This is a genomic window from Arthrobacter sp. zg-Y820, from assembly GCF_030142155.1.
Taxonomy (GTDB): Bacteria; Actinomycetota; Actinomycetes; order Actinomycetales; family Micrococcaceae; genus Arthrobacter_B.
On record NZ_CP126247.1, the window covers coordinates 257,239 to 280,080 of the forward strand.

20 protein-coding genes are annotated in these 22,842 nt (G+C 66.5%); 10 read left to right on the forward strand and 10 right to left on the reverse strand.

The genetic code is table 11. From position 1 onward, the window contains the following. Positions 1–170: 170 nt before the first annotated feature. The gene (locus tag QNO08_RS01280) at positions 171–563 is read right to left on the reverse strand and encodes a hypothetical protein (protein ID WP_229967825.1); all 393 of its coding nucleotides are present in this window, start codon (positions 561–563) and stop codon (positions 171–173) included. A gap of 149 nt (positions 564–712) precedes the next feature. Between QNO08_RS01280 and QNO08_RS01285 the strand changes: the two genes are divergently transcribed. The 5 genes from QNO08_RS01285 to QNO08_RS01305 are packed head-to-tail and all read left to right on the forward strand — an operon-like array spanning position 713 to position 5,147. Further along, on the forward strand, positions 713–1,846 hold the full coding sequence (locus QNO08_RS01285) for an ABC transporter substrate-binding protein (RefSeq protein WP_229967827.1): 1,134 nt from the start codon (positions 713–715) through the stop codon (positions 1,844–1,846). Then, on the forward strand, positions 1,839–2,942 hold the full coding sequence (locus QNO08_RS01290) for a FecCD family ABC transporter permease (RefSeq protein ID WP_229967829.1): 1,104 nt from the start codon (positions 1,839–1,841) through the stop codon (positions 2,940–2,942). The genes QNO08_RS01285 and QNO08_RS01290 overlap by 8 nt, the downstream gene beginning before the upstream one ends. Next, positions 2,939–3,793: an ABC transporter ATP-binding protein gene (locus QNO08_RS01295; RefSeq protein ID WP_229967831.1), complete on the forward strand. Its 855-nt coding sequence runs from the start codon at positions 2,939–2,941 to the stop codon at positions 3,791–3,793. Before QNO08_RS01290 ends, QNO08_RS01295 begins: the two co-directional genes overlap by 4 nt. After that, a complete protein-coding gene (locus tag QNO08_RS01300) occupies positions 3,790–4,479 on the forward strand; it encodes a hypothetical protein (protein ID WP_229967833.1) in 690 nt (229 codons plus the stop codon). The genes QNO08_RS01295 and QNO08_RS01300 overlap by 4 nt, the downstream gene beginning before the upstream one ends. Beyond that, a complete protein-coding gene (locus QNO08_RS01305) occupies positions 4,476–5,147 on the forward strand; it encodes a hypothetical protein (protein ID WP_229967835.1) in 672 nt (223 codons plus the stop codon). Before QNO08_RS01300 ends, QNO08_RS01305 begins: the two co-directional genes overlap by 4 nt. A 44-nt stretch (positions 5,148–5,191) precedes the next feature. On the opposite strand, the gene QNO08_RS01310 is transcribed toward QNO08_RS01305, so the two are convergent. Both QNO08_RS01310 and QNO08_RS01315 read right to left on the reverse strand, forming a co-directional pair. Next, positions 5,192–5,485 (reverse strand): hypothetical protein, encoded by a 294-nt coding sequence (locus QNO08_RS01310; RefSeq protein ID WP_229967836.1) that lies wholly within the window; start codon positions 5,483–5,485, stop codon positions 5,192–5,194. Positions 5,486–5,629: 144 nt separating this feature from the next. After that, on the reverse strand, positions 5,630–6,226 hold the full coding sequence (locus QNO08_RS01315; protein WP_229967998.1) for a LysE/ArgO family amino acid transporter: 597 nt from the start codon (positions 6,224–6,226) through the stop codon (positions 5,630–5,632). 70 nt (positions 6,227–6,296) lie between these two features. Here QNO08_RS01315 and QNO08_RS01320 point away from each other — a divergent pair, with 70 nt between their 5' ends. Continuing rightward, on the forward strand, positions 6,297–7,178 hold the full coding sequence (locus QNO08_RS01320) for a LysR family transcriptional regulator ArgP (protein WP_229967838.1): 882 nt from the start codon (positions 6,297–6,299) through the stop codon (positions 7,176–7,178). On the opposite strand, the gene QNO08_RS01325 is transcribed toward QNO08_RS01320, so the two are convergent. After that, positions 7,175–8,068, reverse strand: coding sequence for a Cof-type HAD-IIB family hydrolase (locus tag QNO08_RS01325; protein ID WP_229967840.1), 894 nt, complete (start codon positions 8,066–8,068; stop codon positions 7,175–7,177). The two genes, QNO08_RS01320 and QNO08_RS01325, sit on opposite strands and share 4 nt — an antisense overlap. 204 nt (positions 8,069–8,272) lie before the next feature. Here QNO08_RS01325 and QNO08_RS01330 point away from each other — a divergent pair, with 204 nt between their 5' ends. After that, positions 8,273–8,572, forward strand: coding sequence for a type II toxin-antitoxin system VapB family antitoxin (locus tag QNO08_RS01330; protein WP_104055710.1), 300 nt, complete (start codon positions 8,273–8,275; stop codon positions 8,570–8,572). Continuing rightward, positions 8,565–9,248, forward strand: coding sequence for a LytR C-terminal domain-containing protein (locus QNO08_RS01335; protein ID WP_229967842.1), 684 nt, complete (start codon positions 8,565–8,567; stop codon positions 9,246–9,248). Before QNO08_RS01330 ends, QNO08_RS01335 begins: the two co-directional genes overlap by 8 nt. Positions 9,249–9,305: 57 nt before the next feature. Here QNO08_RS01335 and QNO08_RS01340 read toward each other — a convergent pair whose 3' ends face one another. The 4 genes from QNO08_RS01340 to aceA all read right to left on the reverse strand — a co-directional run bounded on the left by QNO08_RS01340 (position 9,306) and on the right by aceA (position 14,751). Continuing rightward, entirely contained in the window at positions 9,306–10,019 is a 714-nt protein-coding gene (locus QNO08_RS01340; RefSeq protein WP_229967844.1) for a DsbA family oxidoreductase, read from the reverse strand. A 12-nt stretch (positions 10,020–10,031) separates the two neighbouring features. After that, positions 10,032–11,507 carry an amino acid permease gene (locus QNO08_RS01345; protein WP_229967846.1) on the reverse strand — a complete coding sequence of 492 codons (1,476 nt, stop codon included), beginning with the start codon at positions 11,505–11,507 and terminating at the stop codon, positions 10,032–10,034. Between the two features lie 145 nt (positions 11,508–11,652). Further along, the gene (gene aceB / locus QNO08_RS01350) at positions 11,653–13,284 is read right to left on the reverse strand and encodes a malate synthase A (RefSeq protein ID WP_229967848.1); all 1,632 of its coding nucleotides are present in this window, start codon (positions 13,282–13,284) and stop codon (positions 11,653–11,655) included. Positions 13,285–13,437: 153 nt separating this feature from the next. Further along, positions 13,438–14,751 (reverse strand): isocitrate lyase, encoded by a 1,314-nt coding sequence (gene aceA, locus QNO08_RS01355; RefSeq protein ID WP_229967850.1) that lies wholly within the window; start codon positions 14,749–14,751, stop codon positions 13,438–13,440. 148 nt (positions 14,752–14,899) lie between these two features. On the opposite strand from aceA, the gene QNO08_RS01360 reads away from it, so the two are divergent. Both QNO08_RS01360 and QNO08_RS01365 read left to right on the forward strand, forming a co-directional pair. Beyond that, positions 14,900–16,399 (forward strand): helix-turn-helix domain-containing protein, encoded by a 1,500-nt coding sequence (locus QNO08_RS01360; protein ID WP_442860544.1) that lies wholly within the window; start codon positions 14,900–14,902, stop codon positions 16,397–16,399. A 31-nt stretch (positions 16,400–16,430) separates the two neighbouring features. Next, entirely contained in the window at positions 16,431–17,327 is an 897-nt protein-coding gene (locus QNO08_RS01365) for an Fpg/Nei family DNA glycosylase (RefSeq protein ID WP_229967852.1), read from the forward strand. Positions 17,328–17,381: 54 nt separating this feature from the next. Here QNO08_RS01365 and QNO08_RS01370 read toward each other — a convergent pair whose 3' ends face one another. Together QNO08_RS01370 and QNO08_RS01375 are read right to left on the reverse strand one after the other, a co-directional pair. Next, positions 17,382–18,377 (reverse strand): hypothetical protein, encoded by a 996-nt coding sequence (locus tag QNO08_RS01370; protein WP_229967854.1) that lies wholly within the window; start codon positions 18,375–18,377, stop codon positions 17,382–17,384. A 327-nt stretch (positions 18,378–18,704) separates the two neighbouring features. Further along, entirely contained in the window at positions 18,705–22,598 is a 3,894-nt protein-coding gene (locus tag QNO08_RS01375) for a S8 family serine peptidase (protein WP_229967856.1), read from the reverse strand. Between the last annotated feature and the right edge of the window lie 244 nt (positions 22,599–22,842).

The window sequence follows — 22,842 nt, forward strand, 5'->3', positions numbered from 1 at the left end:
ACACCGCGTCTTGCGGCGACACCTGCGCTGTTGCTCCCTGCCCTGCAGTCGTACCGGATCACGGGAAGAAAATCGCGATCAACAGGGCAAGGATGAACGTGGTGTAGGCGAAGGCAACGTAGGCCTGGCCGGTCACGGCGTTGCGGGCCCGGGTGGTCAGGACGTTGATGTCAGAGGAGGAAAACGTCGTGGCGATCTGCGCGGATCAGCCCGGGAAGGAGGAGGTCCAGGGCGACGGCGACAGTCGCCAGGATTGACGCCTGCACGTTGACGGTCGGCAGCCGGCCCGTACGGGTCGCGGTCGCCCGCAGCCAGGAGTGCAGCGTGGCAGCGTCCGCCGCGGCGAAAACCCGGTGGGTCAGGATGAGCCAGACGGCTGAATAGGCGATCCAGAACACGAAGGCGGTCAGCGCCACGGTATTCAGGGTGACCCGGACCGGGACAAGAGCCGAATATGCCACAAGGGCCGCCGCACTGGCCGGCAGGGCGGCCGCCAGGGCGCTGAGGCTCCGGCGGCGGTCGCCGGCGAGGGCCGGCACGCCCGGGGGAGGCTGATCCGTCATAGCCGTGATGCTAGCCCACGGTTCCGGTCATGGCCCCAGCCCTAATGACTTCAATTAGGTTACGAAATTGTGCGCTAATCGCACGGATATGGTCTGATGATCTAGGTCAGTTTTAGGTAAGCCTTACCTTCCGAGCGATAGGAACGACGTTGTCCGACTCCCACACCCCGCGGGGAACCACCCGCCGCAGCCTTCTCGGCGGAGCCGGCCTCGGCTTCCTCGCCCTCGCTCTTGGCGCCTGCTCCTCCCGCGAAACCGTCGCCGCGGCCGGTGGAGCCGCCGGGTCAAAAGGCTTCACCGTGACTGACATGCGCGGCGTGCAGGTGTCCTTTGACGCCCCGGTGCAGCGGATCGCCACCACGGTCATTCCCTCGCCGTCGATGCTTGCCGCCGTGGACGGCGGTTATGGCCGCATCGTGGGAATCAACGAATCGACAGTCCAGGCCAACCGGCAGGGCCTGTTCGGGGAGATGTATCCGGAGTCGAAGACCACCACCACCGTTTCGCCGTCCAGCTTCACCCCGAACATTGAAACGCTCACCGCCCTGGATCCCGACGTCGTGTTCCAGTGGGCGGACCAGGGCGACGGGCTGGTGGAGCCGCTGGAAACCGCCGGCTTCAAGACCGTCTGCCTGCTCTACGGCACGCAGGAATACCTGGAAACCTGGGTGGGCCTGTTTGCCGCGATCCTGGGCAAGCCGGAGCGCGGCACGGAGATCGTGGACTGGATGCACACCGAGATCGAACGGCTGCAGCGGGAACTGTCCTCCGTCACCGCTCCCGTCCGCGTGGTCCATCTGGGCCAGTCCGGCGACGGCTATTCGGCGTCGAACAAGACCGCCTACATGCACTACTGGATGGAACTGGCCGGCGGGCAGAACATGGCCGCCGACAACATCTCCGCCGAGAACGTGGTCAGCGCCGAGCAGCTCATCGAGTGGGATCCCGAGGTCATTACGCTGGGCGGCTTTGATGCCCGCACGCCGGCCGAGGTGTACGCGGACAAGTCGCTGGCCTCCGTGTCCGCGGTGCGCAACCGCCGGGTCTACAAGGCTCCGCTGGGCGGCTACCGCTGGGAAGTGCCGTGTGCCGAGTCGCCGCTGATGTGGCAGTGGGCAGCCGAACTGTTCCATCCCGAGCTCACCCAGCACAACCTCCGTGCGGCCATGGCCGAGAAGATCTCCTACCTTTACGGCTACGAGATTTCCGAGGCCCAGATCGACGCCGCCCTTCGGCTGGACCTGAACAGCGCAAGCGCCGGCTATGACGTGTTCAGTGCCTGAGGCGGACACCGGCACGACGACGACGGTGACGACGGCGGCCCGGCCGGCGGCCCGCAGCCACCGGCTGGCCCTGCTGCTGTGCGTCCTGATCCTCCTCGCGGTGGCCCTGGTCTCCATGGCCGCCGGCCGGTACTGGGTTCCGCCGAATGAAATCCTGCGCATCCTGGCCAACGAAGCCACCGCACTCTTCGGCGCCGGAGGCGGCGAGGGGCTCCTGCGCCGGACCTGGACCGACCAGGAAGCCACAGTGGTCCTTGACGTGCGCCTGCCGCGCGTCCTGCTGGCCTTCCTGGTGGGCGGCGCCCTGTCGCTGGGCGGCGCCTGTCTGCAGGCCCTGTTCCGCAACCCGCTGGTCAGCCCGGACATCATCGGCGTCACCGCGGGAGCCTCCTTCGGCGGCGTGCTGGTGCTGACCCTCGGCCTCTCCGGCGGCTGGATGGTGGGCGGCGCGTTCGGCTTCGGGCTGGCCGCGCTCGCCGTCGTGCTGGCGCTCGGACGGATGGGCGGCGCCGGCGGGCCGATGCTGATGATCGTCCTCGGCGGCATCGTCGTGGCGGCGTTCTTCAACGCACTGGTCTCCTTCATTACCTACACCGCCGACCCGTACTCCGAACTGCCCTCGATCGTGCACTGGCTGCTCGGTTCCATTGCCGCCGCCAGCTACACAAAGGTCCTCACCGCTCTCGTTCCCGTGGCGATCGGCGGAGCCGTGGTGCTGGCGATGCGCTGGCGCCTCAATGTCCTCTCGCTGGGCGACGACGACGCCGCGGCGCTGGGCGTCAATCCGCAGCGGTCCCGCGTGGTGCTGCTGTGCGCCGTCGCGCTGATGACCGCGGGAACCGTGGCCGTGGCCGGCGCCGTCGGCTGGGTGGGGCTGGTGGTTCCGCACCTGGCCCGGCTCTGGGTCGGCCCGGATCACCGCGTGCTGCTGCCGGCGTCACTGCTGCTCGGCGGCACCTACCTGATGCTCATCGATACCCTCAGCCGTTCGCTCAGCAGCAGCGAACTGCCGCTGGGCATCCTCACCGCCATCATCGGCGCCCCGGTGTTCGTGGCGCTGCTGGCCCGTTCCCAGAAGAGAGGCGCAGTGCAATGACCGTCGCTGCCGCATCCACCGCCCCCGAGCCGCTGATGCAGGCCACCGGCCTGGGCTTCCGCTACTCGCGGCTCCGGCCCTGGCTGTTCCGGAACCTGGCGTTCAGCCTGGAACGGGGCGAGATCCTCTCCATCCTCGGGCCCAACGCCCGCGGCAAAACCACCCTGCTCAAATGCCTGTCCGGACTGCTCACCGCCCGCGAGGGGCAGCTCACCAGCGGCACCACCATTGGCTACGTCCCGCAGGACCACGGGGCCGGCGGCACGTCCTTCACCGTTGCCGAGATGGTGCTCATGGGCCGCAGCCGGCACCTGCGCGCCTACCAGACACCGCGCCGGGAGGATCACGACGCCGCGGACGCCGCCATGGAGCGGGTGGGCGTGGCCGCCTGGGCCAACCGCAGTTATGCCGAGCTCTCCGGGGGCCAGCGCCAGCTGGTGCTTATTGCCCGGGCGCTGGCCTCCGGCTCCGAGCTGCTGATCCTGGATGAGCCGGCCTCGGCTTTGGACCTGCACAACCAGTCCCGGGTGCTGACCGTGCTGTCCGGCCTCGCCGCCGACGGGATGGGCGTCATCATGACCACCCACCACCCCGACCATGCCCTGCACGTCTCCCGCAACGCGCTGCTTTTCGTCGGCAGCGACGACACCCGGTGGGGTCCCACCGAGGAACTGCTGACCGGGTCCGCCCTGTCCGCTGTCTACGGGCTTCCCATCTGCACCCCCACGGTGGGCACGGTATCCGGAGACCGCGTCATTGCGGTGCCGGACTTCGGACCCTCCTGCCGCGAGGACTGCCCCGTGCCGCCCAGAACCGGCAACGCACTGCCATTTCGAAAGGACCCTTTGTGATTTTCCGACTGATCGGCGATACGCCGATGCGCGGCCAGCGCGATCCTTCCTGGCGCGGTGCGCCGGAGGACGTGGACGCCTACGACCTCGACGACGACGCCGCCCGGGCGCGGATCCTCGCCGCCGACGGCCTCATCATCGGCGGCGGGGTCGACCACCTGCTGCTGATCAAGCACCGGGCCGCGCTCACCGGGTTTGTCCGCAACGGCGGCCGGGTGCTGGTTAACGGGCAGGTCGTTCGGCCGTTCATCGACGGACTGGCACCCTGGCGCAAGCTGGAGTTCCGCGGTCCCCGGGATGTGCAGCCGCATCCCGTGACACCGCATCCGGTCTGGGAGGGTGTGGACTACCGAGACCTGCACTACCGCACGGGAGTGCCGGGCACGCACAGCTACGAGCGGTTGCAGGAAATCGGTGTCGCCGGCTTCTACGGGCGCGGCTACCACCTGGACCTGCCCGACGGCGCCCGCACCGTCACCGGCATCGGCCAGTACCGCCTGCCCCTGGACTACAGCTACCGGCTGGGCGCCGGGGAAGTGCTGGTCCACGGCGGCAACGATCTGGAGAGCTTCGGCGACGACCGGTATTCCACCCGGCAGCTGGGCCCGAACCTGGTCGCCTGGCTGGACGGCGCCTCGAAATCCGACAGCACCCCGCCCGGCAGCATCGAAGGAGCCCGCGAATGATCGTCGACACCAGCATTGCGGCCGCCGGCAGCACTCCGCGCATCGGGGTGCTGCACTGCGGCACCTACCCGGCGCTGCGGGCGCTGGCCGATCCGGCGCTGCAGCCCTACCGGCTCGAGTCCGTCTACCTTCCCGACGCTGATCCGGCGGCGCTCGCTGACCTGGACGTGGTCCTGGTGGGGGACCGGCTGCATCAGGGGCAGCTGGCCCGCTTCGCCCCGGCCATCCGCGAAGCGTTGCAGGATTCCGGCAAGACGGTCATCATCCTCGGCGAAAACAAGGTGGAGCGGTGGCTGCCGAACGTGGGCTACACCTTCCGGCCCACCGTGTTCTGGACCTGGCGCACCGGGGAGGACAACGGCACCCGGCTGCGGCTGCCCGCGGATCCGATGTGGCAGTACCTCACGGAGCGTGCGGTCTCCTGGCACCACCACGGCCTGCTGCATCCGCCGGAGGGCGCGCGCTCACTGGTGGTCATGGAAGAGAACGGCACCGATTCAGGGGCCCTGCTCTATGTTGATGAGGTGACCCAGCCGGCCCGCCTGCTGGTGACCACCATGGACCCGATCTATCACCACGGCTCGGGTTTCATGCCCGGAGCCTCGCAGCTGCTGTATTCACTGCTGCGCTGGGCCACCGCAACGCACGTTCCGGCGCTGCAGGCGTAAGCCGCCGACCACAGGCGGATCGTGCAGCGGCCGGCGGCGGCGGCCTAGGCTTTGGCCGGATCCTTCCCGAAGTAGTAGGCAAGGAAGAAGCTCATGGCGAGGGCGCCGGACACCACCGAGGCACGTTCTCGGTAGCCTGCCGCCGGCCGGCCCAGCAGGGCGGCGCCGCCGGCAGCGTTCAGGGCGCTCCACGCCGCGTTCGCGAGGGGGCTGGACAGACCGACGCCCGGCGGATTGGCAAACGGGGTGGGAAACGGAGTGCCCTGAACGGCGCTGACCCCGTGCGGCACTGCGTTGGCAAGGAGTACTCCGGCAAGGAATTTGGTGGCGAGGCTCATGAGGGTGGCGGTGTCCTGTCGGCAGTGGCCTGGCGGCGGGTCAAACGGGTCCGGGCCAGTGTAGGGGCGAACAGGCGGGCCTGTACAGAGGTTTTACGGCGCGACAGAAGCTTCGCGGCGCGGGGGTTCACGCTTGCCGGCGCGTCAGCCCAGGACCAGTTTTACCGCCAGCGCCAGCATCACGACTCCGATCAGCAGGTCCAGCACCTGCCAGGTGCGCGGCCGGCTCAGGGCTCCGGACAGGGCGCGGGCTCCGTAGCCGAGACCGGAGAACCAGAGGATGCTGCCGAGAACGGCCCCGGCAGCGAAAATCCAGCGTGCCGCCTCACCGTACTGGTTGGCCAGGCTGCCCAGCAGGACCACGGTGTCCAGGTAGACGTGCGGGTTAAGGAAGGTCAGTGCCAGCGTGGTGCTGATGACCGATCCGCGGGAACGCGGAGCCTGCCCGGTCAGCACGGAAGGTTTCAGCGCGGACATGAAGGACCTGACTGCGAACCAGGCCAGGTACACCGCGCCGCCCCAGCGCAGGATATCGAGAACCTGCGGGAAGCGGTCAACTAGGGTGCCGATACCCGCGGTACCGGCCAGGATCAGGACGGCGTCACTCGCCGCGCATAACACCACCACCGCGGCGACGTGTTCGCGGCGGATGCCCTGCCGCAGGACAAACGCGTTCTGCGCCCCGATGGCCACGATCAGTCCCAGTCCGGTCAGCAGTCCGGTACCCCAAATGCTCCACATGGCTTCGACGCTAGTTCCCGGCCCTGATGCAGGCAAACGAAAGATTGTGCGCATGCATTAGATTTTCTTCATGAACTTTGATCATCTGCGGGCCTTGGCCGCCGTCATCGACGAGGGCACCTTCGAGGCGGCCGCGGACCGGCTGCACATCAGTCCGTCCGCCGTGAGCCAACGCATCAAGGCGCTGGAGAAGTCAGTGGGACAGGTTGTGGTGCGCCGCGCCGCGCCCTGCACACCCACCGACGCCGGGTCGGCGCTGCTGCGGCTGGCCCGGCAGGTGCAGCTGCTGGAGTCCGAGGCCCGGGAAGCCCTGGGTGCGGGGTCCGCGGGGCCGACCGCCACGCCCGTGGCCGTGAACGCCGATTCGCTGGCCACCTGGTTCCTGCCGGTGCTCGCGGATGCGGCGGGCTGGGCGGATACCACCCTCGACCTGCATGTGGAGGACCAGGATCACAGCAGCCGGCTGCTGCGGCAGGGCGATGTGCTGGGAGCGGTGACCGCGGACCCGGTGCCGGTGAGCGGGTGCCGGGCCGTGCGGCTCGGAGCCATGCGTTACGTCCCCGCCGCCGCCCCCGGGCTGCGGGACCGGTTTGCCGGGGGCGCCGGCCCGGACTGGAGTGCCATGCCGGTGCTGCAGTTCAACTCGAAGGACAATTTGCAGCGCAGCTTCCTTGCATCCCACGGTGTGGCCGGCTTTCCGCCGATGCACACGGTCCCCTCCTCTGAGGCCTTCATGGCTGCCGTGCGGGCCGGGCTGGGCTGGGGAATGGTCCCGGAGCTCCAGGTCGGATCCGACTTCGACGACGGGCGGCTGGTGCTGCTCGATGCCCACGCGCACCACGACGTCGAGTTGTACTGGCAGTCCTGGACCCTTCAGTCCGAGCGCCTGGTCCGGCTGACCGCGGCCGTGCGCCGGGCAAGCCGGCAACTGCTTCGCCAGCCGCCGAGCTAGCTCACGCCGTCGTCGTTCACTGCCTCGCCGGCGGCCATGGCGGCCCAGCGCGCGAAATAGGCTCCGCCGGCATCTTCGTGGATGCGGTCCCCGGCGGTCAGCACCGGATAGGGCTTGGACGGAACACCGTCCGCCGGGCGGACGTCAACGTGCGCGACGTCGTACCCCAGAGCATGCAGCTCATCCGCCATGGCGTAATCCGTCCGGGAATCCCCGACGGTGCGCCAGATGTGCGGAACCTCGGTTCCGGCGTCCTGCAGCAGGGACAGGGCACGCCGGGCACCGAGGTCCTTGCCGACGCCCAGGGCTTCGATGTCGGTGGAAATGATGGTGGGATCAATCCGGTAGTCGATCGAGTCGTCGCTGTCCGGTGCGTGGTGATCCAGCCGGCACACGCCCAGGTCGGACTTCCGCATCAGAGCCAGGGCATCGGCGTCGAAGTCCTGCTGCTCCCGGAGATATTCGGCGTTGGCGACCTCCACGTGCTGTTCAACGGACACCATGGCGCGCTTGGTTTCGTCGTAGAACATGTGGCCGCGGTACTTGGAAGCAACCAGCTCCCGGACGGCGTCGGCGTAGGCCTGGGGGAGGGCGAGGGCGGAATCCACCCGGGGCTCACCGGGTCCGGCGCCGGTGAAGGAGAACCAGACGGCACCCTTTTCGCAGACGGCGTGCAGGGTGGTCTCCGCGGACAGCCCGGCGGCGATCATTGGTTCCATCACCTGCTTGCGGATGAAGTCATCGGACCGGCCGGTGTTGAAGATGACGGGCCAGCCTGCCGATGCCAGCTGCACGAGGTGCGCAATGATGCCCGGAGGCACCGAGCGGGAAACCGGGCTGGCCACCGGGCCGTCGACGTCGAGCAGCAGGCCAAAGCGGGGAGAAGTCACAGGGCCAGTATTCCACTGAACGCGGCCTGCCCGAAAACCGCCTGCCGCCCGACCGGCAGCGCATTTGCACAGGTCGGAGGGCCATGCGGGTGTCCGGGACGCCGCTGCGGCGGCGCTGTGGCCGTGGCCGTAATGTAACGGAAAGCGGACGCCCCGCCGAGGCCCGCTGTTTCAAAGGGTGCGGATCTTCTTTAGTCTGTATAAGTGATCTTCAAAGCTGTTGGCGACGGACGCCCCTACCCTGACCATGGATACGTAACACCCAAGGATTGGGCAGCGGTACCTCCCCGGCAGGTGCGGCTCGACGAGTTGGTGACCACCAAAAGCACCCTCGATCTTGGCGCACTGCTGGCCGAGGACTCCACCTTCTTCGGAGATCTTTTCCCGCATGTCGTGCAATGGAGGGACACCATGTACCTGGAAGACGGACTGCACCGGGCCGTTCGGACGGCCCTGCACCAGCGAACCATCCTTCATGCACGCGTCCTGGTGATTGATGACTGACCAGCCTCCGGCGGTACGCCACCGGAACCGGACCGCGAAAAGTGATCCCACCGAATGGCACGGCCACCGGATTGTCACTGAAGACGATCTCGGAGCGGTCTTCGATCCCGAGGCCGACGAGGCGGCACGGGCCCGGATCGCCCGCCGCCGGCGCCTGCGGCACCGGATCGTCATCGGATTCCTGGTGTTTCTCCTCCTGCTCGGGGTGCTGTTTGGCGTGGCCGTCCTGAGGGGCTGGATTGTCCTGTCGACGCCCAGCTCGGCGCCGACAGCCTCCACCGAGTGCCCCGCCGGCCCGTTCACCTACCAGCCGCCGGACACGGTGACCGTCAACGTCTTCAATACGACGCCGACGCAGGGGCTGGCAACGCAGGTTTCCGATGCGCTCGCCGAACGCGGATTCCAGCGCGGAACCGTCGGCAACAGCACGGTGAACCGCGAAGGCATGACCGCCATCATCACGTCCGGCCCCAGCGGAGAAGCGGCAGCCTTCACCCTCCAGCAGCAGATCCCGGGAACCCAGTACGTGCAGGACGCCCGGGCGGATGACTCCGTGGATGTTGTGCTCGGCTCCGGATACACGGCACTGGTGCCGGTTGACAAGGTGTCAACCGCCGCTACCGGGCCGATGAGCTGCCCGTGGCAGTCGGAAACGCCGTCTCCGCCGGCCGGCTGAAACTGCTGCCGGCTGTGCCAGCTGGGCTGGCTGCTGCTGAGTTAGCAGCCGGCGGGGTTAGCAGCCCTCGGGGCCGCAGGCCGGTCCGTCCGCCGACGCTGCCGCCGGGGTGACCATCCGGAGCGGTTGCGCTTCCGCCCATGCGGTGTCCAGTGCCTGGGCGAACAGTTCCGCGGGCTGGGCTCCGGAAATGCCGTATTTGCGGTCGATCACGAAGAACGGCACGCCGCTGATGCCCAGGGACCGCGCTTCGGCGAAGTCCCGGTGCACGGCGTCCGTGTACTCATCGGTGGCCAGCACTGCCCGCACCCGCTCGGGATCCAGTCCCACCCTGCTGCCAATTTCCGCCAGCACGTCGGCGCTGCCGGTATCCAGCCCCTGCTCAAAGTGGGCCGACAGCAGGGCCTCCTTGGCGGCGTCGGCCGCAGCGCTCCCCGCCTCGGCCCGGGCCAGATGAATCAGCCGGTGCGCCCGGAAGCTGTTGGCGACCACGAGCTTCCCGAAGTCGTAGTTCAGCCCAACGCCGGCCGCCTGCTCGGTCACCTGCTCCAGCATCCCGGCCAACTGCGCCGGGTCGATCCCCTTGCGTTCGCTCAGGTACTGCACCTCGGTGCCGTCGTAGCGCTCGGGGAGGGAAGGATCAAGCTGGTAGCTGCGCCAGGAGACCTCCACGTCGTCGCGGTGCTCAAAACCGGCCAGCGCGGCTTCGAAGCGGCGCTTTCCGATGTAGCACCAGGGGCAGGCGATGTCAGACCAGATTTCAACCTTCATGCCGGGTGCAACCTAGAAGCGCTGCGGGGCATTCCCGGAGGCCTGCGCGGGACGGGCCGCAGCGGACGGGTCCTCGCCGGCGGTCGGCCAGGGCACGCCCGTCTCGTCGTCCAGTTCGGCCCGGACGCGTCCGTTGCCGCGCACCCAGATCCGGTACGCCACGAAGAGCAGGCCGATCCAGATCATGCCCACCACCAGGGCCACCCGGGTGTCCGGCATGATGCCCAGCAGCACCACGATGAACACCATGAAGGCCAGCGCCGCATAGGACGCGAACGGCCAGAACGGCACCCCAAACTCGGAGGCCGGCAGCCCGCGGCGCTTGATTTCGCGCTTCATGGCGATGTGCGACAGCAGGATCATCAGCCACACCCACACGGTGGCGAAGGTGGCGATCGACGCGATGATCTTGAACAGGTTCTCGGGCAGCAGGGCGTTCAGGACGACGCCGACCAGCAGCACCCCCGCCATGGTGGCAACGGTCATCCAGGGCACGCCGTTGCGGGAGATTTTCGCGAACGACGCCGGTGCCTGGCCCTGCTGCGCCAGCCCGTACAGCATGCGGCCGGCTCCGAAGATGTCGGAGTTGATCGCGGACAGGGCGGCGGTGATCACCACGGCGTTGAGGATGTGGGCCGCCGCGGGGATGCCGAGGGAATCGAAAATCTGCACAAACGGGCTGGTTGCGCCGTCGATGTCCTGCCACGGGAAGATCATCATCAGCACGCCGAGGGCGCAGACGTAGAAGAGCAGGATGCGCACCGGAACGGTGTTGACGGCCGCCGGAATGGCCTTTTTCGGGTTGTCCGCCTCGCCGGCGGTGATGCCCACGGTTTCAATGCCGCCGAAGGCAAACATCACGATGGAGAAGGACGCCAGCAGGCCCCAGAAGCCGTTGGCGAAGAAGCCGCCGGAGCCCAGCATGGTCTCCAGTCCGGGGTTCGCCGTGTCGGGCAGGCCGAAGCCGAACACCACAATGGCGGCGCCGCCCACGATCATGGCGATGATGGCCGCCACCTTGACGATGGACAGCCAGAACTCGGTTTCCCCGAAGACCTTCACCTTCATCAGGTTCAGGGCCGAGATCAGCAGGACGGCGGCGAGGATCCAGATCCAGCGCGGCACGTCGGCGAACCAGAACCCCATGTAAATGCCCAGGGCGGTGACGTCGGCAATGGCAACGATGGCCATTTCGAAGGCGAACGTCCAACCGGTGATGAATCCGGCGAAGGGGCCGAGGTAGCGGCTGGCATACTGCCCGAAGGATCCGGACACCGGGTGCCGCACGGCCATTTCGCCGAGCGCCCGCATGACCAGGAACACAGCGGCTCCGCCGATCATGTACGCCAGCAGGACGGCCGGGCCGGCAGACTGAATCGCCGAGGCGGAGCCGTAGAAGAGGCCGGTGCCGATCGCGGAGCCGAGCGCCATGAACCGGATATGCCGGACATTCAGCCCACGGGCCAAGGCCTGGGTAAAGGAGGACATCTGAGTAAACACACCTTGGAATTGGAGAGGCAAGCCAAACAAGCGGCCTATCCATGTTACGCCGGTGGCGTGTTGCCCATTTGCAGCAGGGCCCGACGCCGTTGCCGGCGCCGGGCCCTGAATCTCGCTTCCGGGGAGGGTTTGGCTAGACGGTTGCGAGCTCCTGCGACTCGTGCAGGAAGCGGGCGTAGGCCGGCACGGTCAGGAAGGTGGGGAAGTGCTCCCCGCACGCCACCTCCTCGAACAGCTCACGGGCGTCGTTGAAGCGGTCGCCGTCGAAGCGCTGCAGGGCGGTGAACTCCTCGTCCACCAGGTGCTCCACCCAGTCGTGGGTGATGATCTCGCCCTCGTCGGTGACCGCCGAGGCGTGGATCCACTGCCAGATCTGGGAACGGGAGATCTCCGCGGTGGCGGCATCCTCCATCAGGTTGTTGATCGCCGCCGCGCCGTTGCCGCGCAGCCACGATTCGATGTAGCGGATGCCCACCTCGATGTTGCTGCGGATGCCGGCCTCCGTGATGATGCCGGGGGTGGAAGCGATGTCCAGCAGGGCCTTCGCGTTGGGAACCACGTCCTCCCGGCTGCGCCCGAGCTGGTTGGGGCGCTCGCCAAGTACGCCGTCGAACACCTCCATGGCCACCGGAACCAGGTCCGGATGGGCCACCCAGGAACCGTCAAAGCCGTCGTGCGCTTCCCGTGTCTTGTCGGCGCGGACCCGCTCCATGGCGACGTCGTTGGCGGCGGCGTCCTTCCGGTTGGGGATGAACGCGGCCATCCCGCCGATGGCGTGCGCGCCGCGGCGGTGGCAGGCCCGCACCAGCTGCTCGGTGTAGGACCGCATGAACGGGGCGGTCATGGTTACCTGGTTCCGGTCCGGCAGCACGAACCGGGGTCCGCGGGTGCGGAAGTTCTTGATCACCGAGAAGATGTAGTCCCAGCGGCCAGCGTTGAGGCCGGCGGCGTGGTCCCGCAGTTCGTAGAGGATTTCCTCCATTTCGAAGGCTGCGGTGATGGTCTCGATCAGCACCGTGGCCCGGATGGTGCCCTGCGGAATGCCGAGCAGATCCTGCGCCAGGACGAATATGTCGTTCCACAGCCGTGCCTCGAGGTGGTTCTCGATCTTCGGCAGGTAGAAGTACGGGCCGCGGCCCTGCGAGATCAGGCGCTGGGCGTTGTGGAAGAAGTACAGGCCGAAGTCCACGATGCCGCCGGCAATCGGGGTGTTGTCCACCAGCATGTGCTTTTCCGGCAGGTGCCAGCCGCGGGGCCGCACCACGATGGTCGGCAGGTCGGACAGCGTGGCGCCCTGCAGCTTGTAGTCCTTGCCCTCGGGCGAGGTGAAGTCGATCCTGCGGTCCAGTGCGTCGCGCAGGTTCAGCTGGCCGTTGATGACGTTGGCCCACGACGGCGTGGAGGAGTCCTCCATGTCGGCCAGCCAGACCCTGGCCCCGGAGTTCAGCGCGTTGATGGTCATTTTCCGGTCCACCGGCCCGGTGATTTCCACCCGGCGGTCTTCCAGGCCGGGGGCCGTGGGCGCCACCCGCCAGGAATCGTCGTCGCGGATGTGCCGGGTTTCGGCGAGGAAGGTCGGGTCTGCCCCGTTGGAGATCTGCTGCCGCCGGGTCTGGCGCTGCTGGAGCAGTTCCTGCCGGCGGCTGGTCGTGGCCCGGTGCAGCGCCTTGACGAAATCCAATGCCTGCGGAGTGAGGATTTCCTCCTGCCGCCGCACAACGGGGGCAGTGAGGGATATTCCGTTCAGGGTGATCGGGTCATTCATGGCGTTCTCCTTCGGGATCTTTCAAGACTGGGGGATGGTGCGGAGGGACCGCCGAGATGGCAGAAACTGCTCTTTTCAGGGCTGGTACGTGCAGTTTCTGCCATCTCGCGGGTGGGTGAGGGGAGGGGGAGGGGGGAATGTGGCGAGTCCGGGTTAGTGGAACTGAGCGGACTCAGTGGACCCGGCCAGGGCCAGGGTGCTGCCGTTCGGGTTCAGTGCCGTGGCGATGGCATCGAAGTAGCCGGTGCCGACCTCGCGCTGGTGCTTCGTGGCGGTGTAGCCGCGGGATTCGGAGGCGAATTCCTTTTCCTGCAGTTCCACGTAGGCGCTCATGCCGTTGCGGGCGTAGCCGTGGGCCAGGTCGAACATCGAGTAGTTCAGGGCGTGGAAGCCGGCCAGGGTGATGAACTGGAACTTGAAGCCCATGGCGCCGAGTTCACGCTGGAACTTGGCGATGGTGTCGTCGTCCAGATGCTTTTTCCAGTTGAACGACGGCGAGCAGTTGTAGGCGAGCATCTGGTCCGGGAACTCCGAGCGCACCGCCTCGGAGAATTTCCGCGCCAGCTCCAGGTCCGGGGTGCCGGTCTCCATCCAGATCAGGTCGGAGTAGGGGGCGTAGGCCTTGGCCCGGGCGATGCAGGGTTCGATGCCGTTGTGGACCTTGTAGAAGCCTTCGGCGGTGCGTACCGGCTTGCCGTCTTCCCGGACAATGAACTCGGCATCGCGCTCGTCGACGTCGGAGGTGATCAGCGTGGCGGCCTCGGCGTCGGTGCGGGCAATGACCACGGTGGGCGTGCCGGCGACGTCGGCTGCCAGGCGTGCAGCGTTCAGGGTGCGGATGTGCTGGGCGGTGGGGATCAGCACCTTCCCGCCCAGGTGGCCGCACTTCTTCTCCGAGGCCAGCTGGTCCTCCCAGTGAACGCCGGCCGCGCCGGCCTGGATCATGGACTTCATCAGCTCGTAGGCGTTCAGCGGGCCGCCGAAGCCTGCCTCCGCGTCGGCGACGATCGGCACCAGGTAGTCCTCGACGGTGGAGATGCCTTCGGCGAACTCGATCTGGTCGGCGCGCAGCAGGGCGTTGTTGATGCGGCGGACCACGGTGGGGACCGAGTTGGCCGGGTACAGGGACTGGTCCGGGTAGGTGTGGCCGGAGTTGTTGGCGTCGGCGGCGACCTGCCAGCCGGAGAGGTAGATGGCCTTCAGTCCGGCCTTGACCTGCTGCACGGCCTGGTTGCCGGTGAGGGCGCCGAGGGCGTTGGTGTAGCCGGTGTCGCCGGCGTTGCGCACCTGGTCCCACAGCTTTTCGGCGCCGCGGCGGGCCAGGGTGTGCTCTTCGGAAACGCGCCCGCGGAGGCGAACGACGTCGTCGGCCGTGTAATCGCGCGTGATGCCGGCCCAGCGTGGATCCGAAGCCCATTCGGAAGTGAGCTGCTCGGCGGTGCGGGCGGTGTTCTGGTCCTGGGTCATTGGAACGTCTCCTTGGAAGTTTTTTCCTGCCTCGCCGGCCGTTTCGACCGGTGAATTCCTGCTGTGTTACCCACTCTGCGGCAAGAACAACCCCCTATCCAGAGGTTTGCTCTGGCAAGAAACGCAGTTCTTCGCATAATCTAAAAATGTGACCGACACAACATGGAACCGGCCCGCTCCGGCAGCGCGCACCCCCGTTCCCGGCTCCGATCTGGAGCGGACCGTGGACGTGATCAGCATGGGCAGGCGCATCCGGCACCTGCGCAAAAGCAAGGGAATGACTCTGGATGACCTCGGTGTTGCCGTCGGCACCGTCGCCTCCCAGCTGTCGCTGATCGAGAACGGCAAGCGCGAACCCAAACTGGGCATGATGCAGTCCCTTGCCGCGGCGCTGGACGTCAGCATTGACCAGTTGCTGGGCTCGGAGCCGCCCAGTCGGCGCGCAGCTCTGGAGATCGAGCTCGAACGGGCCCAGCGGGGACCGCTGTATTCCTCCCTCGGGCTGCCCAAAGTCCGGATCAGCTCACGCCTGCCCACCGATGTGCTCGAGTCCCTGGTGGGGTTGCAGTCCGAGCTGGAACGCCGGCTCAACGAGCAGGTTGCCACGCCCGAGGAGGCCCGTCGGGCCAACGGCGAACTGCGGAAGATGATGCGCGAGCGCAACAACTATTTCCCCGAGTACGAACAGGCCGCGCAGGAGGTGCTGGACTCGGTGGGCCACACCTCCGGGCCGCTTTCCCAGCATGTGATCGCCGACATCGCCGCTCATCTGGGCTTCGCCCTGCACCATGTCGCTGACCTGCCACACTCCACCCGGTCGGTGACGGATTTGAAGAACCGGCGCATTTACCTGACCCAGTCCCAGCGCTCGGACCACGATCCGCGGTCCGTGCTGCTGCAGGCCCTGGGCCACTATGTGCTGGACCACCAGACGCCGCGCAGCTACGGGGAGTTCCTGAGCCAGCGGGTGGCGACCAACTATTTCGCCGCTGCCCTGCTGCTGCCGCAGAACGCCACCGTCGAATTCCTGCAGCGGGCCAAGGCGGCCAAGGAAATCGCCGTCGAGGACATCCGGGACGCCTTTGCCGTCTCCTATGAGACCGCCGCGCACCGGTTCACCAACCTGGCCACCGAACATCTGGGCATTCCCACGCATTTCCAGAAGGTGCATGAGTCAGGCATCGTTTACAAGGCCTACGAGAACGACGGCGTGACGTTTCCGGCCGATCACACCGGAGCCATCGAGGGCCAGCCGATCTGCCGGTACTGGACCTCCCGGGAAGTGTTTTCGGTGCCTGACAAGTTCAGTGCCTTCAACCAGTACACGGACACTCCGGCCGGGACCTACTGGTGCACGGCCCGCACCGAACGCAGCTCCGGCGGGCTGTTCTCGCTGAGCATCGGTGTTCCCTACGCTCATGTGAAGTGGTTCCGCGGGCGGGACACCACCGCCCGGTCGAAGTCCCGCTGTCCCGATCCGGACTGCTGCCGCACCCCGCCCGGGGAACTGGCCTCGGAATGGTCCGGGTTTGCCTGGCCCAGCGCCCGGGCACACTCCCACCTGCTGGCAGCCCTGCCTCCGGGTGCGTTTCCCGGCGTGGACGAGACCGAGGTGTATTCCTTCCTGCGGTCGCACGCGGGGGACTGACCGTAATCCGGCAAACCGTTAGGGTGAGTGCATGCCTGAGATGCCTGAAGTGCAGGGACTCGCCGACTTCCTGCGGGAAAAGCTCCTGCCGCCCGGTGCTCCGCCGGCTGTCATCTCCGATGTGGAGGTGCTCTCCTTCGCCGTGCTGAAAACAGCTGAGGTGCCGCTGGACGTTCTACAAGCCGGACCGGTGTCCGGTGTTGAGCGCCGGGGCAAGTTCATAATCCTCACCGCGGGCGGAGTGCACCTGGTGATGCACCTGGCCAGGGCCGGTTGGCTGCGCTGGTCCGATGCACTGGCCCCCGGTCGCCTGAAACCGGGCAAGGGGCGCATGGCGCTGAGGGTGCGTTTTGCCTCCGGGGGTCCCGACGACGACGGCGGGGTTGCGCCGGGCTTTGACCTGACCGAAGCCGGCACAAAGAAGTCACTGGCGGTCTATCTGGTGAAGGATCCCTTGGACGTTCCGGGCATCGCGCGGCTGGGACCTGAAGCGTTCGACGTCGACTATCCGGCCTTTGCGCAGCTGGTGGCCGCACATCGCGGGCAGATCAAGGGCCTGCTGCGGGACCAGTCGGTGATCGCCGGGATCGGCAATGCGTACAGCGACGAAATTTTGCATGCCGCCCATCTGTCACCGTTCGCCACCGCGGCCAGGCTCACCTCCGAAGAAGTTGAGCGGCTCTACCAGGCGCTGCGGGCCGTCCTCGAGTCAGCCATTGCCAATGCGTCCGGACGTCCGGCCGCGGAGCTGAAGGACTCCAAGCGGCGGGCGATGCGTGTTCATGCCCGCACCGGAGAACCCTGCCCGGTCTGCGGCGACACGGTCCGGGAGGTCTCCTTTGCCGATTCCTCGCTCCAGTACTGCCCCACCTGCCAAACCGGGGGAAAGCTGCTGGCGGACCGGAGGCTGTCCCGGCTCCTGAAGTAGGCCGGCATTCACCAGCGGATGGGACGGCACGGGCTGCGAGCGTGCCGCCGCGGCCTAGCTGAGCGCGACCGGGGCCATTATTGCCGCCACGATCATAAAGACCAGGACCAGCAGCACCGCGCTGCCGCAGAACAGCCACACCCGCCGTTTGGAGCCCCGGGGCGCGTACCAAATCGCTGCGGCGCCGGCCGCCAGCAGTGCGATGCCGACCGGCACGAAAGCCCCCACCTTCGGCCAGGTGTTCATCGGCAGCAGGAGGTTGGCCCCGTACAGGGTCAGGAAGAGCGCCGGAATACCCAGTCCGATCGAGAGCAGGGCAATCAGGAGGTTGAACCGTGCCTGGGCGTCCGCCTCTCGTGAACTCGAGATGCTGGACGCGGCCGAGAGCAGCATGCGGATTGACTCCGACTCCTTTTCCGCTTGCCGGCACATTTCCTGGCACTGCCGCATTGCGGCATCATGGGCCCGCATCCAGGCACGGGTCAGATGCGTGGCGGGAGCGTGTTCGTTGATGAGTGCAGGATCCTGCAGCTTTCGGTAGGCGTGGTAGGCCTCCGAATCGGTCGTGTGAACCCAGAGTCCCTCGCGGGCGGCCTCCCGTGCCTGATCGGCGGCGCGGTTGCAGATGATGTTCAACTGGAGCAGTGCGGCAATGACGTCGGTGTACTGCTCCGATGCATGCGTGTCCTTGCTGGACTGAGCCAGGTACGCTTCCAACGCGTATCGAACTTCGCGGACGGCGCCCATGGTGTTGCGCGAAGACTCGGCGAGCGTCTTCGCCAGACCGGCCGCCATCGGCGTCGGATCGGTTGTTGCCGGGAGTTCGACCCGCGTGCGCAGATGGGCGGCTGTCAGGTGTTCCGTTTCCTCCCGCTGGTCGCCATCTTCGGGGGAGATCAGAGCAAATCCGTGCACCGCGCCGTTTTCGGACCACGCTGCAACGATGGTGGCCTCCAGCGAGACGCCGCCCGGGCACACCGCCACCAGGACGTGGCCCACGACGATGGAGCGTTCCCCCTCAGCTCCGGTGAGAAACAGAAGGGGCGCCACCCGCAGAGCGGCTGATGCAGGCCCGCCCGGTCTGCTGTCGGCGGCCGCGCGCTGAGCCATGTCCCGGTTGGATATGGCTGTGCGCCCAAACCGGGCGCTGACTCGAAGCTCCTCTCCGGTCCGGGTTGCGTCTGTTTCGTTCTCTCGTGCAATCTGGCTCACTGCATCCCCCAAGGTGCGTTTCCATCGTTGTGCCCCACAGTATGTGCAAACCTCGCGGATGCACGCGCAAAAAGAACAGTGGGCCCGGGATTCCTCCCGTGCCCACTGTTCTTCGCTTCTAGCTACTGCTGTTGTTTTTAGCTACTGCGCGTGTTCCCGGAGGAACTAGAAGGAATTGCAGCCGCCGTTGTCGTTGTTGTAGGTGTCCAGGCGGTGGATGAATGCAGCCATCGCTTCACGGGAGACATCTTCCAGCGGGTGGAAGCTGGAATCCGGGTAGCCGGTGGAAACACCGGAGTCCTTCATCCAGGAGATCTCCCGGTGGAACTGATCGGCCGTCGGAACGTCGGTGAACGACGCAGCACCCGGTGCCGTGTAGCCCAGGGCATCCTCGACGGAGCACTGTTCGCCGGCGAACCGGTTCATGAAGGCAGCCATCGCATCGCGCTTCACCGGGGCAAGCGGGCGGAAGGTGCCGTCCGGGTAACCCTTGGAGATCCCTGTTGACGCGAGCCATGAGATTTCCTTGTAGAACTGGTTGTCCGGTGCGATGTCAGTGAAGGCGGAAACATCCGGTGCATCGTAGGCCGGGGAGCCGGCCAGACGGTACAGGAATGCCGCCATGGCATCACGGTTGATGGAACCGGCGGGACGGTAGGTGCCGTCGTCGTAACCCGTGGTCAGGTCCTCGTCAGCCATCCAGTTGATGTCTGCTTCGAACATGGTGCCCGGAACGTCCGGGAAGCGCAGCGGGCCGAGTTCAACCTTGGCCACCTGGTCCTTGACGCCTTCGGCGTTGTGGTGGTGCAGGAACAGTGCCTTGCCTCCGGTGGTGGTGGCCTGACGGTTGACCGCCAGGGTTGCTGCGTCAGCCTCGATGAAGGTCGTGGCATTTTCGGTGCCCGCAGCTCCCTGGAACCACATGGCCGGCTGGGTGACGTTGAAGCCAATCCACTCGGTGGAATCGACAGGAACGGTCTGGCCGGTCTCATCAACATTGAAGTTGTTGTGTGTGGAAACCAGGTACTGGATCGGCGCGGACTTCGTGAGGTCCAGACCGAGGGCAGCGGCGGGGATGGGCAGGGTCACCACATTGGTATCGAAGTTGTTGGTATCAATGCTTCCGTCTGTGCCGTTCACCGGCAGAACACCCAAGGAGTTTCCGAGTGTTCCGTTGACAACCGGGTACATCACGAACACCGACTGGTCCACGCCGGATGCCGACGTCGTCGCGGCCAAGAAGTCCGTTGCACCGTCATTGTTGGTGTCGATTTCAACGGAGATTTGGCTGTTGGCGTTCAGCGAGGCCCAGTTTTCCCAGGTGCTCACGCCAACGTTGAATACCGCGGCGGCCGAGTCACCCTTCGCTGCAGCGAGTGCCGGAACGTTGGAGGAGGCTCCCACGGTCCGCAGATCCAGGGAGTACAGGGAATCGAGGGGCAGATCGCTTGCGCGTTCGCTCTCGGCACCGAGCACCAGCGGCGTCACTGCTGAAACATAGGCTTCGGTGCCTTCGCCCTGGTTCAGGGCACGGCCGCTGAAGGTGGTCAGCGCGGAGAGCGCGGACTCGTCAGCGAACGTGATCTTGGAGCTCGCCTTCATGTTGGAGGTGGGCTTCGGAGCGGAGTAGACCGGCACCCGGAGGGTGGCGGCATCGCTGGTCAGCTGCAGCCGGCCCGAGGCTTCTGCAATGTACTGGCGGACGTTGTTCTGACCTTGGGTCTTCTCCGCGGCGGGGTCGATCGTCTTGGCCAGCGCCGCGGGATCCGCGATGCTGAGCGTGACCGGGACGGTCGCCTTGCCGTTGGCCGGAACGGAAATCGGTCCGGTTGCGGTGGTGATGGTGACGCCGGGAACCTTCGTGGCGGCCAGGTACTCGGCCGTGAAGATCTGCTGGGAATCACCCTTGTTCTCCACGGTGACCGAGCGGGTGAGCTCGATCGGCTGGGTGCCGAGTTCCAGGACGCCGAAGTTCACCGACGTGAGTCGGGGGTTCTCGGAATCGTAGGCCAGGACCTGGGTCTCGAGGGCGTCCAATGCATCGACGCGTCCCGAACCAACGCGGTTCGGGCCGTACACGACGCCGTCGGCCGTCAGCAGGTCGTGGGTGGCGGTGTTCATGATGATCGACTTGACCTCGTACGGGTTCAGGTCGGTCTCAGCAATCACCAGGGCGGCGATGCCGGCAACGTTCGGAGCCGCCATCGAGGTTCCGCTCTTGATGGAAGCGCCGGTGCCGGTGCCCACCTGGGCGGACTTGATCTGCGTGCCCGGAGCGGCGACGTCGGGCTTGATGACGCCGTTGGAGCCGTGGACGCCGCGCGAGGAGCTGGGATTCAGGGTGTCCAGTGCGCCGGATTCTCCGGTGACCGCACCCACCAAATCGGTGGCGAGCTGAATTTCGAGCGTGCCTGCCTCGGCTGCGGTGCGCAGTTCTTTGGAAGAGTTTGCGGTGAGCTGGATTCCGGGGATCAGCGCGTTGCCGCCAACACCGGCGTCAAAGCCATTGAGAGTGGAGTCGACGACGACGCCGGCGTAGCCGGCCTTGGCCGCGTTGTCCCAGCGGACCAGGGAACCGCATTCACGGCTGGCGGAGTCATCCCAGGAGAGCCAAACCCACTTGCCGGCGTTGTCGGCGGCGGCATCGAGCGGTGCGCACCCGTCGGAGTTGTCACCGTCCGGTCCCATGACAACAGTGCCGGTCAGCGCCTCGGCCGGTGCAGCGGCGTAGTTGAAGCTGGCCGTGTACTGGCCGGACGCCTCGCCTGCCGTGGGAGCCAGGACGTTCGCAGCGTCCAGGGTGGTCTGCGAACCGACGCTGTTGGCCACGGTCAGCGCTGTTTCGGCGCTGCCCGGCGAACCGCCGATGTCGTAGATGTCGCCGGAGTTTCCGGAGGAAACCACTGACAGGATGCCCTGCGCCGTCAGCGCGTTGACAATGTCGTTTTCCGGATCGTCGTAGGCCGGGAAGCTGGAGCCCAGGGACATGTTCACAACCTGGGCGCGGTCGCTGAAGTCGCCGTCGCCGTTCGGGTCCAGAACGTAGTCCAGAGCCTGGCCGACAACCTCGGAGGAACCATCACAGCCGAACACGCGGACACTGACGATCTTGGCTTCGGGGGCCGTTCCCGGGCCGATGCCCATCTTGTTGACGTCATCGGCGGTCAGGGCCGAGTAATCACCCGTGAAGGTGGTGCCGTCGGCGTTGGTGCCGTACCCGGCGGCCGTGCCGGCAACATGCGATCCGTGGCTCTGGCAGTCCAGCGGATTCGCGTCCGGCTTGGGGATCGGGTTGTACAGCTCCCCGGCGGTCGAATCCGCGTTGTAGGCGTCGCCCACAAGGTCCCAGCCGCCCGCGAACTTCTCCGGGTCGTAAAGACCCGAATCCGCGGCCGGCATCTCATCGGAGGCCTGCGCCTGGGCAAACGCCTCCAGGGTTCCGGGACCGCCGAAATCGGCGTGGGTGTAGTCCACGCCGGTGTCGAGGACGGCGATGGTGACGCCCTCTCCGGTCTGGTCCCGCTGAGTCCAGGAGTCCAAGGCCCGGACATCGATATCCCCGCCCTTGTTCTCGTGGGTCTTGGGGACGATGCCGGTGATTTTTGCAACGTCGCCCCGGGCGGCCAACGCCCTGATGGCCTCAGCGTCTCCGTTGATGGCAACGCCCGGAACGGTGTTGGTGGTGGTGTAGATAATGCTGGATGAAGCCTGTGCTGCAACTTCCGCAGCCTGCGCCTCGATCGCGGAGCGGATCTCCTGGACCTGGGGAGCTCTGTTCTGCGGCGCAGCAAGTCCGTCACGAACTTCCTGCGGCTGCGTCTGCTCAAAGGCGCCCTTGCCGGTGAACTGGACGAACACTGAGACTGGGCCCTGCTTCTTCTTCAAGTCTGCCGAGACCTTGAGGTCCGGAGTTGCCCGGGCCAGTCCCTGCGCAGTTGGATCCCCCTGCGGATTCCCCTCCACGGCCGAAGCCGGGGTCCACATGCTGGAGACCAGAGCCAGGCCGGCAAGTGTTGCCAGTGCAGCCTTTCCTGATCTCCGATGGTTTGGATTGTTCATACTTCTCCTTATTAAAAGAGGATGCCGGAATCTGGGATCCGAGATCTTTTGATTTCGAATCCCACGGACCGAGACCAGGCAATGAGGTATCGAGTAATAGTGGATCTGGGTAGTTCCGCGATTTTTCGGTCAGAATTCAATCGGGGCGCTACCTGTACTTTTGTTCCTCCATAAACGGATGTCAACAGTAAAGGTCGCCCTTTTACGGGCCGGGCGTGTCGCCGTCCGCCGCCGGGCAAATCGG